Genomic DNA, 13,795 nt, shown 5'->3' with positions numbered 1-13,795 from the left:
TTCAGGGGCCCTGTGTCAGTGAGGCTGTCAGTGAGGACCCGCGCTTGCCGGGTCCCGTGCTGGGCCCGGCCGTGTGGTCACCCGGGGCACCCCACCGCGGAAGGAGGGTTGCCGGCCAGCGAGCCGGGGCTTGTCGCTGACACTCGTCACACGTCGTACGGGAAGTAACTCTGCGGCGTGCCAGGCGCTCCTCGCAACCCGCAATCTCGTGATTTGAGACACTGTATCAGAATATGAGCAGAGTGGTCCGTCGTCGTATCACGGGACGAAGACCACGCGGCGTCCGGACGGAACCGGTTCGGTCCACGCCCGCTCGACTTCAGCGAGCGGGCGCACCACTGGGTCGACCCAGATGCGCCCGGCGGCGATGTGGTCGATCACCGCCGGGATCTCGGCCTGGAGTTCGCGCATCGATGTGCTGCCGAGCCCGCTGCCGATCAGATGCAGATCGCTGCTGCGCAGCAGATCGCCCCGAAGCGGTACGGATGAGCCGGCCATCGTGCCGATCTGGACCCAGGTCAACCGGTGACCGTCGGTCTTGCCGGTGAGGGCTGGGAGCAACTGCTCGGTCGGCCGGCCCCACACGTAGTCCAGGACCACATCGACGGGTCCGGTCAGCTGATCGGCCCAGCCGGTTCCGTCCTCGATCCGCACGATGTCGTCGACATCTCCGGCCACATCGCTGAGCGCCGAGACCGATCGCCCGATCGCGATCACCCGCGCGGCACCGAGCAGCCTCGCCGCCTGAACTGCGGTGCGGCCGGCAGCACCGGTGGCACCCAGCACGGCAACCGTCTGGCCGGGCTGCATGCCTGCCCGCAACTTCAACGCCATCCAGCCCGATGCACCCGGATTCAGTGAGGCCGCCATGACGACCGGATCGGCGTCGACTGGCAGGGGCATCGCGAGGCGCGGGGCGGCCGCATGCTCGGCAAGGGTGCCGTACGGCGGTTTCAGGCCACCGAGGTAGATCAGCCTCCCATCCGAGCGGCGGGCGATCCCGTCCACGCCGGGGACCATCGGCAGCTGATCGTGTCCTGCGTAGTGCTCGCCGGAGGCCTGTGACCGGGTGATCTGGTGCATCCCAGCGGCAAGCACCTCGACCAATTCCTCGCCGGCGGCAGGCGAGGGATCGGGGAAGTCCCGGTACTCCGGTGGGCGTCCGGGCTGACGGACGACTGCTGCCTTCATGGTGCTGCTCCTTAACGTCGTTAAGCTGACTGGTCCCCAGTGTGCTTAACGCTGTTAAATTCGTCAAGAGGCTGGCAGAATCCGTGGCATGCCGCTGGATCGGAAAGTTGTCGTCCGCACCGCGCTGGACCTGCTGGATTCCGAAGGTCTCGAGGGCCTGACCCTGCGCAAGATCGCCGCGGCGCTGCAGGTCAAGGCACCGGCGCTGTACTGGCACTTCCAGAACAAGCAGCAGTTGCTCGACGAGATGGCGACCGCCATGGCCAGGGACGCAACGAGCAGCGCCGAGCTGACCGGCCCCTGGCACGAGCAGCTTCGGACCATGGCGGTGGGGCTGCGCAGAATGCTGTTGAGTCGCCGTGACGGCGCACGTCTCTTCGGCGGCACCTACATGACCGACAGCGCTCCGCTGGTCGCCGGCGAGCCGTTGCTCCGGTCGCTGACCGACGCCGGCGCCGACCTGCGCACCGCGGTCGCGGTCAACCGAACGATCAGCTGCTACGCCATCGGGCATGTGCTGGAGGAGCAGGGTGTCGTCCGCCCGTCCGGAGCGCGTGATCACCGGTTCGACCCGGACGCCCGCCGTGCCCGGCTCGACGGCGAGCAGGCTCCGCTGACCGCCGCGGCCAGCGACTACCTCTTCGGTGACTTCGACCGGTCGTTCACCGACGGCCTGGAATTGATCATTGCCGGGTTCGCGGCACGCCTCGCCGCAGGACAGCCGACGAGCCGGCCGAACGGCTCTGACGACGGGCACTAAGAATTGGCGCGGCTACGGCACCGCGGATTACCATGGTCGGTACAGGCATCGACCCGGCTATCACCGGTGAGCCTCCGGAAGAACGAGACCGCAGCCCCACGGGGCCGATCTTTTAGTAGAACCGGACGGGTGGCCCGTCACAGCCACGACGAGTGGTCGCATCGATCGACGACGATCGAGGCGGCAAGCGGGGTGGTACCGCGGCGTTTCAACGCGTCGTCCTCGTGCAGGTCGGTCAGTCAGACGTCCGCACGGAAAGAGGCACCCGCATGAATTACCCGAAAGCGACCACCGGACCGGATCCGGACGGCAGGGTTCCGTCGAGCCCTCGGTTCGCCGAGATCGAGGAGCGGGTGCTCGCCTTCTGGAAGGTCGACGACACCTTCAAGGCGTCGGTGGCTCGCAATCCTGCGGGTGACAACGGCTCCAACGAGTACGTCTTCTACGACGGCCCGCCCTTCGCCAACGGGCTGCCGCACTACGGTCACCTGCTCACCGGCTATGTCAAGGACATCGTGCCGCGGTTCCAGACGATGCGCGGCAAGCACGTCGAACGCCGCTTCGGCTGGGACACCCATGGACTTCCCGCAGAGCTGGAAGCGATGAGCCAGTTGGGCATCAAGACCACCGACGAGATCCTCGAGATGGGGATCGGCAAGTTCAACGAGGCGACCCGCGCCTCGGTGCTGCGTTACACCGCCGACTGGCGCGACTACGTCACCCGGCAGGCCCGCTGGGTCGACTTCGACAACGAATACCGGACTCTCGACCTCTCCTACATGGAGTCGGTGCTCTGGGCCTTCAAATCCCTGTGGGACAAGGGTTTGGTCTACGAGGGTTTCAAGGTCCTGCCGTACTGCTGGAATGATCAGACGCCGCTGAGCAACCACGAGCTGCGGATGGACGAGGACGTCTACCAGATCCGCCGCGACCCGGCTGTCACGGTCGGCTTCCGGCTGGAGACCGGAGAGCTTGCGCTGATCTGGACCACCACGCCCTGGACGCTGCCGTCCAACCTGGCGATCATGGTCCATCCCGACGTCGACTACGTGGTCGTCGAGTCCGACTTCACCGGCACCACCGAGCGCTACATCCTGGCCGAGGCGCGGTTGGATGCGTACCGGCGGGAACTCGGTGAGGACGTCGAAGATCATGTCGTGCAGCGGCTCAAGGGCGCCGATCTGCTCGGCCGGTCCTACACGCCGCCGATGAGCTACTACCTGGGCTGGAAGAACGCGCACCGGATCGTTCCGGCTGAGGAATTCGTCACCACCACCGAGGGCACCGGGTTGGTCCACTCCGCCGGCGCGTTCGGTGAGGAGGACAAGATCGTCACCGACCGCAACGACATCGAGCCGGTCGTCCCAGTCGCCGCCGACGGCACCTTCACGGCACCGATCAGCGACTACGTCGGGGTACACGTCTTCGACGCCAACACCTTGATCATCGATCACCTGAAGAACCGCACCCGCCGCGACGGAGATCCGGGTTCGACGACCGAGGGCACGGTACTGCTGCGCCAGGAGATGTACGACCACAGCTATCCGCATTGCTGGCGCTGCCGGCAGCCGCTGATCTACATGGGCGTGTCCTCCTGGTTCGTCGAGGTGAGCAAGTTCCGCGATCGGATGGGCGAGCTGAACCAGGAGATCAACTGGGTACCCGAACACGTCAAGGACGGGCAGTTCGGCAAGTGGCTTGCCAACGCCCGAGACTGGTCGATCAGCCGGAACCGGTTCTTCGGCAGCCCGATCCCGGTCTGGAAATCCGACGACCCGGCATACCCGCGGGTCGACGTGTACGGCTCGCTCTCCGAACTGGAGAAGGATTTCGGGGTGGAGGTCACCGACCTGCACCGGCCCTTCATCGACACACTCACCCGGCCGAATCCCGACGATCCGACCGGAAGGTCGACGATGCGTCGGGTGCCGGAGATCCTCGACGTGTGGTTCGACTCGGGCTCCATGCCCTACGCCCAGGTGCATTACCCGTTCGAGAACACCGACTGGTTCGAGCACCACTATCCGGGTGACTTCATCGTCGAGTACATCGGCCAGACCCGCGGCTGGTTCTACACCATGCACATCCTGGCCACCGCACTCTTCGACCGGCCGGCCTTCAAGAACTGCATCAGCCACGGGATCGTGCTGGGCAGCGACGGGCAGAAGATGAGCAAGTCGCTGCGCAACTATCCCGACGTCCGGGAGGTCTTCGACCGGGACGGTGCGGATGCCATGCGCTGGTTCCTGATGAGCTCGCCGATCCTGCGCGGCGGCAACCTGATCGTCACCGAGCAGGGCATCCGCGAAGGCGTACGGCAGGTGATCATCCCGCTGTGGAACGCCTGGTACTTCTTCAGCCTGTACGCCAATTCGGCCAACGGTGGAGGTGGCTACGACGCGCAGTGGTCGACAGCGTCGACCGACGTCCTGGACCGCTACATCCTTGCCAAGCTCCGGCAGACCGTGCGAAGGGTCGGCGACTCGTTGGAGGCGCTGGACATCGCAGCAGCCTGCGACGAGGTGCGGTGGTTCGGTGAGGTGTTGTCCAACTGGTACATCAGACGTTCCCGCGACCGGTTCTGGGACGGTGAGAGCGCGGAGTCACGGCAGGCGTTCGACACGCTCTACACCGTGCTCGAGGTGCTCACTCGGACGGCCGCGCCGTTGCTGCCGTTGGTCAGTGAGGAGATCTGGAAGGGTCTCACCGGGGGCCGGTCGGTCCACCTGACCGACTGGCCGGATGTTGATCAACTACCCGCCGATGATGATCTTGTCGTGCAGATGGACCGGGTGCGCGAGGTGTGTTCGGCGACGTCCGCGCTGCGCAAGGCGAGGCGGCTGCGGGTCCGGCTGCCGCTCGCCGGTCTGCGGGTCGCCGCCGACGACGCGAAGACCCTGCAGCCGTTCGTCGGCCTGATCGGCGACGAGCTGAACGTGAAGTCCGTCGAACTGGTGGATCTGGCCGTGGCGGGGGATGATCTTGGTGTACGCCGGGAACTGCAGGTCAACGCCCGGGCCGCCGGACCACGCCTCGGCCGCGACGTGCAGACCGCGATCAGGGCCAGCAAGTCCGGAGACTGGGCGGTCGCCGACGACGGAACGGTGGTCGCCGGTGGGATCGCCTTGCAGGACGGCGAATTCACCGTGCGAACGGTGGTCGCCAACGGCGGTGATGATCAGCAGGCGGTCGCCATGCTGCCCGGTTCCGGCTTCGTCATCCTCGACACCGGCGTGACGCCGGAACTGCAGGCCGAGGGGGTGGCCCGGGATATCGTCCGGGCCGTCCAGCAGGCACGCCGGGACGCCGGGCTCGACATCAGCGACCGCATTGCCCTCTCCCTGCAGGGAGACGACGAGATCAGGGCCGCCGTCGAGCAACATCGTCATCTGATCGAGTCGGAGACGCTCACCGAACGGTTGACCTTGGCTGTCGGGGGCGCCGGTGACGACTGTGCGGATCTCGGCGAGGGGCGTCGGGTCAGCATCACCGTGGCCAGGCTCGACTGACTGATCCGGCCTGACTCAACCGGCGAGATCGGCCATCAGCCGATAGAGGTCGCTCTTGCCCTCGAAGCCGATGCCGGGCAGCTCGGGCATGATCACGAAGCCGTCGGAGACCTCGACCCCGTCGGGGAATCCGCCGAAGGGCCGGAAGAGATCGGGATAGGACTCGTTGCCACCGAGGCCGAGGCCTGCTGCGATGTTGAGCGACATCTGGTGGCCACCGTGCGGAACGCACCGGCCTGCCGACCAGCCGTGATCGGCGAGCATGGCCAGGATGCGGAGATATTCCACGAGACCGTAGCTGAGCGCACAATCGAACTGCAACCAGTCGCGGTCCGGACGCAGGCCGCCGTACCGGATGAGGTTGCGGGCGTCCTGGACGGAGAACAGGTTCTCACCGGTCGCCAGCGGCCCGTCGTACGCCTCGGCCACGACGGCGTGCAACTCGTAGTCCAGCGGGTCCACCGGTTCCTCGTACCAGAACAGGTCGTACTGAGCGAGCAGGTCGGCATAGGCCAGCGCGGTGGCACGATCGAATCGGCCGTTGGCGTCGACCGCAAGGTGCTGCCCCGGCCCGAGAATCGCCAGCGTGGCCTCGATCCGCTCACGGTCCCGGTCGAGGCTGTCACCGCCGATCTTCTGCTTGACCACGGTGAAGCCGTGGTCCAGGTGACCGCGCATCTCGTCGGTCAATGCGGTGATGTCCTGACCCGGGTAGTAGTAGCCGCCGGCCGCGTACACGAAGACCCTGCGATCACAGGTGCCGGAGCCGTAGCGGTCGGCGAGCAGCTCGAACAGCGGCCGGTCCTCGATCTTGGCGACCGCGTCCCACACCGCCATGTCGATGGTCCCCACCGCCACTGACCGTTCGCCGTGACCACCGGGCTTCTCGTTGCCCATCATCGCGGCCCAGACCTTGTCAGGGTCGATGTTGTCGTGGTGATCATCGATGAGTTCGGCAGGCTCGGCTTCCAGGACACGGGGGATGAAGCGTTCCCGCATCATCGAGCCCTGACCGTAACGACCGTTGGAGTTGAAGCCGAAGCCGACGACCGGTCGGCCGTCCCGGATCACGTCGGTGATCACCGCGACCAGGCTCAAGGTCATCCGGGAGAAGTCGATGTAGGCGTTCCGGATGGGGGAGCTGATCGGAAAGGTGCGTTCCCGGATGTCGACGATCCTCATGATCGTTTTCTACCAGTGACGAGTGCGGCGGACGCGACCGGCCATCAACGCCGGCGCAGATCGAAACCGAGGTCGAGGACCGGAGCTGAGTGGGTCAGCTCTCCGATCGCGACGTAGTCCACACCCGTCGCCGCGACTGCCGCGGCGTCGGTCAGCGTCAGACCACCGCTGGCTTCCAGTCTCACCCGACCACCGGCCAGCGCAACGGCCTGCCGCAGCTGTCCGGTGTCCATGTTGTCCAACAGGATCAGGTCGGGCCCGGCCTCGACGGCCTCACGCACCTGGTCGAGCGTGTCGCATTCGATCTCGCAGCTGATCGACGGGTTCATCGCCCGGACCGCCTGGTAGGCAGCCCGCACCGAACCGGCCGCCGCGACATGATTGTCCTTGATCAACGCCGCATCACCCAGGCCCATCCGGTGGTTGACGCCGCCGCCGCAGCGGACCGCGTACTTCTGCAGGATCCGCAACCCCGGAACGGTTTTCCGGGTGTCCCGGACCTTGCAGTCGTGATCGCCGACGGCGCTGACCCAGGCCGCCGTCCGGGTCGCGACGCCGGACAGCTGGGAAAGCAGATTGAGCAAGGTGCGCTCTGCGGTCAGCAGGGTGCGCAACGGCCCGGCGACGGTCATCACCAGGTCGCCGGGTACCACCCGGTCCCCATCGGCGACAGCGGTGGTGACCTCGACGGGAACGTTGTGATCCTCGGCCAGGACCTCGACGACGGCCGCCGCAACCGGGATACCGGCAATCGTCCCCTCACTGCGGGCGATCACATCGGCGACACCCTGCTGCCCGGCGGCGATGGTGGCCTGGGTGGTGATGTCCGGTCCCCACTGCAGATCCTCGGCAAGGGTCCGCCGTGCGATGTCGATCACCAGGTCGCGCTTCAACCCGGCTGCGCCGAGAGCGGCATCAAGATCGAAACTCATCTCAGGATCCTTTCCGTTGGGTGCTGATCTCCAGACCGTCGGGGCCGAGACGGAGCAGCGTGTGTCGTTCCCAGCGCCGCTGCGGCTGGGGATGGTCCGAGCGCCGGTGACATCCGCGGCTCTCGGTGCGGTGCAGAGCTGCGGCAGCGACCACAGAGCCGATGGTGTGCAGGTTGGTCGCCTCGACATCGGCCGCCGACCGGGCATGATCGAGGACTGGCATCCCGTCGAGGGACTTGAGCAGGACGCCGAGACCGGCCTCGTCGCGCAGGATCCCTGCGCCGGCGCCGACGGCGGTTGCGATGCTGCCGCGATGTTCGGCGGCGATGGCGTACCCGCGGTCGTCCGGGACGACCTCCGGCGCCCCGGGGCCGGTGAGTCCGCCGGCCCGGCGCTGAGCAGTCGGGAGCCGGGCGGCCAAGCGACTGCCGACCCGGTCCCCGGCGATCAGCGCCTCGGTGAGGCTGTTGGAGGCGAGCCGATTGGCACCCTGGACACCGGTCGAAGCAGTCTCGCCAACGGCGTACAGGCCGGGCATCGAGGTGCGGCCGTCCAGCGTGGCCAGCACTCCACCGCAGGAGTAGTGCTCGGCGGGCCGGATCGGGATCGGCTCGGCGATCGGGTCGACCCCACGAGCCCGACAGAGCATCAGGATGGACGGGAAGTGCTCGCGCCAGACGCGTTGACCCAGTCCCGTCCCGTCCAGGAACAGATGATCATCGCCGCTCGCCATCAGCCGCTCGTGGATCGCGGCTGACACCACGTCACGGGGCGCCAGGTCGGCCAGTGGATGCCGGCCCTTCATGATCAGCTCGCCATTGCGATCGACCAGTACAGCGCCCTCGCCGCGGACCGCCTCGGAGATCAGCACACCGCGATCACCGGGCCGTCGGAACGCCTCCGGGACTGCCAGCACCGTGGGGTGGAACTGGGTGAACTCGACATCGCGCAGCAGCGCACCGGCACGGATGGCCAGCGCCAGGCCGTCACCGGTCGCCGTCGCCGGATTGGTCGTGGCATCCCAGGCCTGACCGATGCCGCCGGTGGCCAGCACCACCGCCGATGCGACGATCTCGCCGACGGCACCGTCCCGGTCGATCAGCCGTACGCCGGTGACACGGCGGCCGTCGGAGCGCAGGTCGACAACTGTGCTGCCGGCCCGGAGCCGAAAGTCGCCGGACGGCGCGGACTCTGCCCGCGTCGCCAGCGCCGCGGCCAGGGTTCGGGCCACCTCCGCACCACTGGCATCGCCGCCGGCGTGCACGATCCGGCGGGCGTGATGACCGCCCTCGAGTCCCAGCGCGATCCGGCCGTCCCGGTCGAGATCGAAATGCGCGCCGAGATCGATCAACCGGCGGATCATCGGCGGAGCGGCGTTCACCAGTTCGGTCACCGCGCCGCGTTCGCACAGACCCACGCCGGCGACCAGAGTGTCCTCGATGTGGCTGTCGACAGTGTCGCCGGTGCCGATCACCGCGGCGAGGCCGCCCTGCGCCCAGGCCGTCGACCCGTCACCGGGCTCGGTCTTGGTGATCACGGTGACCCGGCGCCCGGCGTCCAGCAGGCGTACGGCTGCGGCAAGCCCGGCGGCACCGGTCCCGACCAGGATCACATCGGTCTCGTCGCTCCAGACCGGCGTCGTGGTGGGGATCCTGCCGGCCGGTCGGGGCAGGTCGGCCAATGGTTCGCGAGCCGAAGTCATGATCACTCACCCCCGCCCGGCCGGCCGATCGCCACCATCCGCTCGACGGCCCGACGTGCCCGGGCGGCGACCTCCGGGGCGACGTCGACGACGTCGGTCTCGGTCTGCAGGGCATTGATCAGCTTCTGCGGAGTGATCATCTTCATGAACTTGCAGGACGCCTGTGGGTTCACCGGCTGGAAGTCGGTGTGGTCATTGGCCTTGCGGAGTTGATGCAGCATCCCGATCTCGGTTGCCACCAGGACCTTGCGTGCGGTGCTCTTGCGGGCCTCATCCAGCATCGACCCGGTGGACAGGATGTGGGTGCGCTCGGCAGGAAGATCGCCGGCCGAGGTCAGCCACAGGGCAGACGTCGAACAGCCACACTCGGGATGCACGTAGAGTTCGGCATCCTGATCAGCGCGTACCGCCGCCTCGAGATCCTTCGGTGAGATGCCGGCGTGCACGTGGCACTCGCCCATCCAGTTGTACATGTTGGTCCGGCCGGTCGTCCGCCGGACGTGGGCGGCCAGGAACATGTCGGGCAGGAAGAGCACCTCCTGGTCGGCCGGGATCGATTCGACGACCTCGACGGCGTTGGACGAGGTGCAACAGATGTCGGTCTCGGCCTTCACCTCCGCAGTCGTGTTCACGTACGCCACCACGACGGCGCCGGGGTGTTCGGCCTTCCAGGCACGAAGCTGATCGGCGTTGATGGTGTCGGCCAGTGAGCATCCGGCGCGTGCGTCGGGAATGATCACCTTCTTCTCGGGTGCGAGGATCTTCGCGGTCTCTGCCATGAAATGCACACCGGCGAAGACGATCATGGACTCCGGTGTCGAGGCGGCGATCCGGGACAGGGCGAGCGAGTCACCCACGTGATCCGCCGCGTCCTGGATCTGCGGCAGCTGGTAGTTGTGCGCCAGGATGACGGCGTCCTTCTGGCGCGCCAGTCTGCGGACCTCCTCCCGCCACTCGGTCCAGTCGGCGAAGTCGGCCGGAAGTCCAGCGGTCTCTCGGTCGTAGACACCGACCGATTCGATGATGGTCACAGGTAGCTCCTGAAGTCAGGTTTTCGCCTATCAGTCGAAAACTACTGTCGACGCTAGCATGCAGCCGTGGCCAGATCGAGCGAGGTGCCCACGTTTCGACACGAAGCGCTGGCCGTTGTGTTCAAGATCACGCGTTTCCAGGGCCCGGAACTGACTGTGTTGGCCTGGAAGCGGCCCCGAGATCCGTACCAAGGAGCCTGGGCGCTGCCCAGCGGACCGGTGCTCGAGGGGGAGACCATCGGCGCCTGCGTTGCCCGGAATCTGGCGACCAAGGTTGCCCTGTCCGAGATCGCTCATCTGGAACAGTTGGAGACCCGCAGCGAGCCGGACCGGGATCCGTTCCAGCGCACCATCGCCACGGCCTACCTCGGGCTGGTGCCGAGCACTGCCGATCCTCAGTTGCCGGAGAACGCCGCGTGGATTCGGGCGGGCAAGTTGCCGACCATGGCCTTCGACCACGCGTCGCTGGTGGAATCGGCGATGCAACGACTGGAACACAAGCTGTCCTACAGCAACATAGGATTCGGGTTGGCGCCGACGGAGTTCACCCTCGCCGAACTCCGGGACATCTACCGGGCCGTGCTCGGCTACGACGTGTCGGTGACCAACCTGCAGCGCGTGCTGAAGCGCCGGGGCCAACTGGAACCGACCGGTCGGACCGCACCTGCGGGCGAGGGCGGCGGGCGTCCGGCAGCGCTCTACCGGTTCACCCGTCAGAGCCTGCAGATCACCGACCCGTTCGCTGCCTTCCGGCCGGGTGCTCGGACCAGCTGAGATCCCGGTCGATCCGCTGATCGTGCCGGTACTCATTCGCCGGTTCGTTCGAAGATCAAAGTTTGACCCAGCGGCGCGGGCGATCGGCGTGTCGCAGCCGTACGGTCAAACTTTGAGGTTCGGGGTGGGTCATCGGGCGGTGCGCCCGGCGCCGATACCGCTCTAACGGCTCCTCGAATGGTTCGGCGGGGCGGTACGCGACCGGGTCCATGGTCGCCTCGTCGGTCCTGGGGGAGAGAGCCACGGAGTGGAGCCCAGAAAGTTCCAGCACCGATGTCGATCCGGGCCTTCCGCCCTTCGACCTCTGCGTGAAAGGGTTCCGAGAGGCGGAATCCCCGACGACTGAGGATGGCGACATGCCGAAGTACATGGTGATCATGCGTTCGACCGACGAGACGCTGGCGGCCTTCGAGAACGCCGACTTCGCCGAGATCATGGACCAGATGGGTCGGTACAACGACCAGTTGATCAAGGCGGGGGTCCTGGTGGCCGCGGAAGGTCTCGATAACGAACCCGGAGTGGTCGTTGATCACAGCTCACAACCGCCGGTGGTGACCGACGGCCCGTACGGCGAGACCAAGGAGCTGTTCGCCGGATTCTGGATCCTCAATGTCGCGTCCCAGGAGGAGGCGGTCGAGTGGGCCAGGCGGGCACCGTTGACAGGCCCTGGGAGTAAGGCCGAGATTCGACGGGTGGCCTCGATCGACGAGTTCCCCCAGGACAACGAGTGGATCCAGAAGGAGCGGGCGTGGCGTGAAGCGAACGGCCAACTCTGACCGGCTCCTCCTGCCCGTCCGGACATGACTGAGCGAGTCACCGCCGCCGACCCGGGGCGCCAGGCTGTCGAGGCGGTCTGGCGCGTCGAGTCGTCGCGGATCATCGGTGCGTTGACCCGCTACACCGGTGACTTCGCGCTCGCCGAGGACGTCGCCCAGGAGGCGCTGGCCGAGGCCCTGGTGAGCTGGCCACGGGACGGCATTCCCGATTCCCCGGCCGGTTGGCTGCTGTCGGTCGGCCGACGACGCGCTATCGACACCTTTCGCCGGCGCAGCGTTCGCGATGAGAAGTACGCAGTCATCGCCAGCGACGCCGCGCGCTCCGGGCAGAGGACCGAAGCGGCGCCGGAGGAACTGTTCGATCCGGACCGGATCGACGATGATCGGCTGGCGCTGCTGTTCATCGCCTGCCACCCGGTGCTCTCCAAGGAGTCCCAGGTGGCGCTGACATTGCGAACCGTCGCGGGTCTTGGCACCGAACAGATCGCTCGCGCTTTCCTGGTTCCGGTGCCGACCATCCAGGCCAGAATCACCCGGGCCAAGAAGACTCTCGGCGCGGCCGGGGTGCCGTTCGGCGTCCCGGCGGCCGAGGACCGCGCCGGTCGGATCGGCTCGGTGCTCAACGTGATCTATCTGATCTTCACCGAGGGATCCAGCGCATCGGTGGGTGAGGAATGGATCCGCGTCGATCTGGCCGCGGAGGCGATCAGGTTGGCCAGAACGCTCGCCCAACTGGTGCCGGAGGAACCCGAGGCGTACGGGCTGTTGGCGCTGTGCGAGCTGACCGCCGCCCGGTTTCCGGCGCGGACGGGCCCGGACGGTGAGCCGGTGCTGCTCGCCGACCAGGACCGGCGACGCTGGGACCGGTCGGCGATCCGCCGCGGAACCGCGGCCCTGGCCAAGGAAAGCTCCTTCCGCAAGGGTCTGGGGCCGTACGGACTTCAAGCCGCGATCGCCGCCTGTCACGCGGTGGCTGTGTCGGTCGACGACACCGACTGGGATCGGATTGTGGTGCTCTACGAGGCACTCGGCCGCATCGCACCGTCACCGATCGTCGAGCTGAACCGTGCCGTGGCGGTGTCCATGGCACACGGTCCGGCGGCGGCACTGCCGATCGTCGATGATCTTGTGGCCAGGGATGTGCTCCGCGGCTCGCAGCTGCTGCCGAGCGTCCGCGGCGAGTTGTTGATCAAGCTCGGTCGCACGGCCGAGGCTCGCCAGGAGCTCGAGCTGGCGATCCGGCTGACCCACAACCTCCGGGAAAGGGGCGTGCTGGAACGCAAGCTCGCCGATCTGCCCTGACCGTTCCGGGTCACCTGACCGTTCCGGGTCACCCGACCGGTCCGGGTCACTTGCCGTCCGTCGTGCCGGCGAAGCCGATGTCGACGTCGAACTGGCGGTCGACTCGACGGTTTGGCCACGGCCGGATCGTCAGCGGCGATCAGCGCCGCGAACCACCGCGATCCAGGTTTCGAGCCAGCCGCTGCAGATCGGCCAGGACGGTCTGTGCGTCCTGTTGGAAGTCGGGGTCGGCCCTGCCGCGCCGGCGGATGCTGAAGACGACTTCGCAACCGTCCCCGGCGGGCAGCACCCGCATCGGGTTGTAGGTCCTCGTCCCGTCGGGCGTGGTCAGCTCGTGGTCGAGCACCCCGAACCGATTGGGCGGGGCGAACGCTATTTCGATCCTGCCCATCGGCGAGTCGGCGAACAGCCGCCCCTCCTCGGTCGACACTCCGGTTGCCAGACCCGCCGCCCAGTCCGGCAGATGCGCTGGGTCGGAGGCATAGCGATAGACGTCGTCGGCCGACCGCTCGATGAACACGCTGACATGTCGGGATTCTGTCTCCATGGGCCCCATCGTCGGCTGACCGGCCGGTGGTGCGATAGAACGTTTCGGACCTTCCGGTCGGCTCCACGCTCGTTGCGGCCCGGAGACCG

The 13,795-nt window shown here is 67.2% G+C and carries 11 protein-coding genes and 1 riboswitch; of the genes, 5 read left to right on the top strand and 6 right to left on the bottom strand.

The genetic code is table 11. From position 1 onward, the window contains the following. Positions 1 to 35 precede the first annotated feature (35 nt). Positions 36 to 151, bottom strand: a riboswitch (SAM riboswitch). Between the two features lie 107 nt (positions 152 to 258). Further along, positions 259 to 1,191 carry a zinc-binding alcohol dehydrogenase family protein gene (locus GJV80_RS13215; RefSeq protein ID WP_154688291.1) on the bottom strand — a complete coding sequence of 311 codons (933 nt, stop codon included), beginning with the start codon at positions 1,189 to 1,191 and terminating at the stop codon, positions 259 to 261. 88 nt (positions 1,192 to 1,279) lie between these two features. On the opposite strand from GJV80_RS13215, the gene GJV80_RS13210 reads away from it, so the two are divergent. After that, positions 1,280 to 1,951, top strand: a complete 672-nt coding sequence (locus GJV80_RS13210; protein WP_154688290.1) for a TetR/AcrR family transcriptional regulator C-terminal domain-containing protein — start codon at positions 1,280 to 1,282, stop codon at positions 1,949 to 1,951. A 269-nt stretch (positions 1,952 to 2,220) separates the two neighbouring features. Beyond that, on the top strand, positions 2,221 to 5,460 hold the full coding sequence (gene ileS / locus GJV80_RS13205) for an isoleucine--tRNA ligase (RefSeq protein ID WP_154688289.1): 3,240 nt from the start codon (positions 2,221 to 2,223) through the stop codon (positions 5,458 to 5,460). 15 nt (positions 5,461 to 5,475) lie between these two features. Here the strand turns inward: ileS and GJV80_RS13200 are convergent, their stop codons facing one another. The 4 genes from GJV80_RS13200 to nadA are packed head-to-tail and all read right to left on the bottom strand — an operon-like array spanning position 5,476 to position 10,298. Then, entirely contained in the window at positions 5,476 to 6,642 is a 1,167-nt protein-coding gene (locus tag GJV80_RS13200) for a mandelate racemase/muconate lactonizing enzyme family protein (RefSeq protein WP_154688288.1), read from the bottom strand. A 44-nt stretch (positions 6,643 to 6,686) separates the two neighbouring features. Then, a complete protein-coding gene (gene nadC / locus GJV80_RS13195) occupies positions 6,687 to 7,574 on the bottom strand; it encodes a carboxylating nicotinate-nucleotide diphosphorylase (RefSeq protein ID WP_154688287.1) in 888 nt (295 codons plus the stop codon). A 1-nt stretch (position 7,575) separates the two neighbouring features. Continuing rightward, on the bottom strand, positions 7,576 to 9,276 hold the full coding sequence (gene nadB, locus GJV80_RS13190; protein WP_154688286.1) for an L-aspartate oxidase: 1,701 nt from the start codon (positions 9,274 to 9,276) through the stop codon (positions 7,576 to 7,578). 2 nt (positions 9,277 to 9,278) lie between these two features. Further along, positions 9,279 to 10,298: a quinolinate synthase NadA gene (gene nadA / locus GJV80_RS13185; RefSeq protein ID WP_154690250.1), complete on the bottom strand. Its 1,020-nt coding sequence runs from the start codon at positions 10,296 to 10,298 to the stop codon at positions 9,279 to 9,281. 75 nt (positions 10,299 to 10,373) lie between these two features. On the opposite strand from nadA, the gene GJV80_RS13180 reads away from it, so the two are divergent. The 3 genes from GJV80_RS13180 to GJV80_RS13170 all read left to right on the top strand — a co-directional run bounded on the left by GJV80_RS13180 (position 10,374) and on the right by GJV80_RS13170 (position 13,159). Continuing rightward, positions 10,374 to 11,081, top strand: a complete 708-nt coding sequence (locus GJV80_RS13180) for an NUDIX domain-containing protein (protein ID WP_230207658.1) — start codon at positions 10,374 to 10,376, stop codon at positions 11,079 to 11,081. Between the two features lie 356 nt (positions 11,082 to 11,437). Further along, positions 11,438 to 11,857 (top strand): YciI family protein, encoded by a 420-nt coding sequence (locus GJV80_RS13175; RefSeq protein ID WP_154688285.1) that lies wholly within the window; start codon positions 11,438 to 11,440, stop codon positions 11,855 to 11,857. A 24-nt stretch (positions 11,858 to 11,881) separates the two neighbouring features. Beyond that, the gene (locus tag GJV80_RS13170) at positions 11,882 to 13,159 is read left to right on the top strand and encodes an RNA polymerase sigma factor (protein WP_154688284.1); all 1,278 of its coding nucleotides are present in this window, start codon (positions 11,882 to 11,884) and stop codon (positions 13,157 to 13,159) included. A 139-nt stretch (positions 13,160 to 13,298) separates the two neighbouring features. Here GJV80_RS13170 and GJV80_RS13165 read toward each other — a convergent pair whose 3' ends face one another. Continuing rightward, the gene (locus tag GJV80_RS13165) at positions 13,299 to 13,706 is read right to left on the bottom strand and encodes an SRPBCC family protein (protein WP_154688283.1); all 408 of its coding nucleotides are present in this window, start codon (positions 13,704 to 13,706) and stop codon (positions 13,299 to 13,301) included. Positions 13,707 to 13,795: the final 89 nt, after the last annotated feature.

The sequence above is a fragment of the Microlunatus sp. Gsoil 973 genome (assembly GCF_009707365.1).
Classification (GTDB): domain Bacteria; phylum Actinomycetota; class Actinomycetes; order Propionibacteriales; family Propionibacteriaceae; genus Microlunatus.
The sequence above is the reverse complement of the archived record's forward strand: the minus strand, read 5'-3'. Positions and strand labels throughout refer to the sequence as shown.

Excerpts from the sequence above, each read along its gene's own strand:
- GJV80_RS13215 (WP_154688291.1), bottom strand. The coding sequence starts at position 1,191 with ATGAAGGCAGCAGTCGTCCGTCAGCCCGGACGCCCACCGGAGTACCGG.
- GJV80_RS13210 (WP_154688290.1), top strand. The coding sequence starts at position 1,280 with ATGCCGCTGGATCGGAAAGTTGTCGTCCGCACCGCGCTGGACCTGCTG.
- ileS (WP_154688289.1), top strand. The coding sequence starts at position 2,221 with ATGAATTACCCGAAAGCGACCACCGGACCGGATCCGGACGGCAGGGTT.
- GJV80_RS13200 (WP_154688288.1), bottom strand. The coding sequence starts at position 6,642 with ATGAGGATCGTCGACATCCGGGAACGCACCTTTCCGATCAGCTCCCCC.
- nadC (WP_154688287.1), bottom strand. The coding sequence starts at position 7,574 with ATGAGTTTCGATCTTGATGCCGCTCTCGGCGCAGCCGGGTTGAAGCGC.
- nadB (WP_154688286.1), bottom strand. The coding sequence starts at position 9,276 with ATGACTTCGGCTCGCGAACCATTGGCCGACCTGCCCCGACCGGCCGGC.
- GJV80_RS13175 (WP_154688285.1), top strand. The coding sequence starts at position 11,438 with ATGCCGAAGTACATGGTGATCATGCGTTCGACCGACGAGACGCTGGCG.
- GJV80_RS13170 (WP_154688284.1), top strand. The coding sequence starts at position 11,882 with ATGACTGAGCGAGTCACCGCCGCCGACCCGGGGCGCCAGGCTGTCGAG.
- GJV80_RS13165 (WP_154688283.1), bottom strand. The coding sequence starts at position 13,706 with ATGGAGACAGAATCCCGACATGTCAGCGTGTTCATCGAGCGGTCGGCC.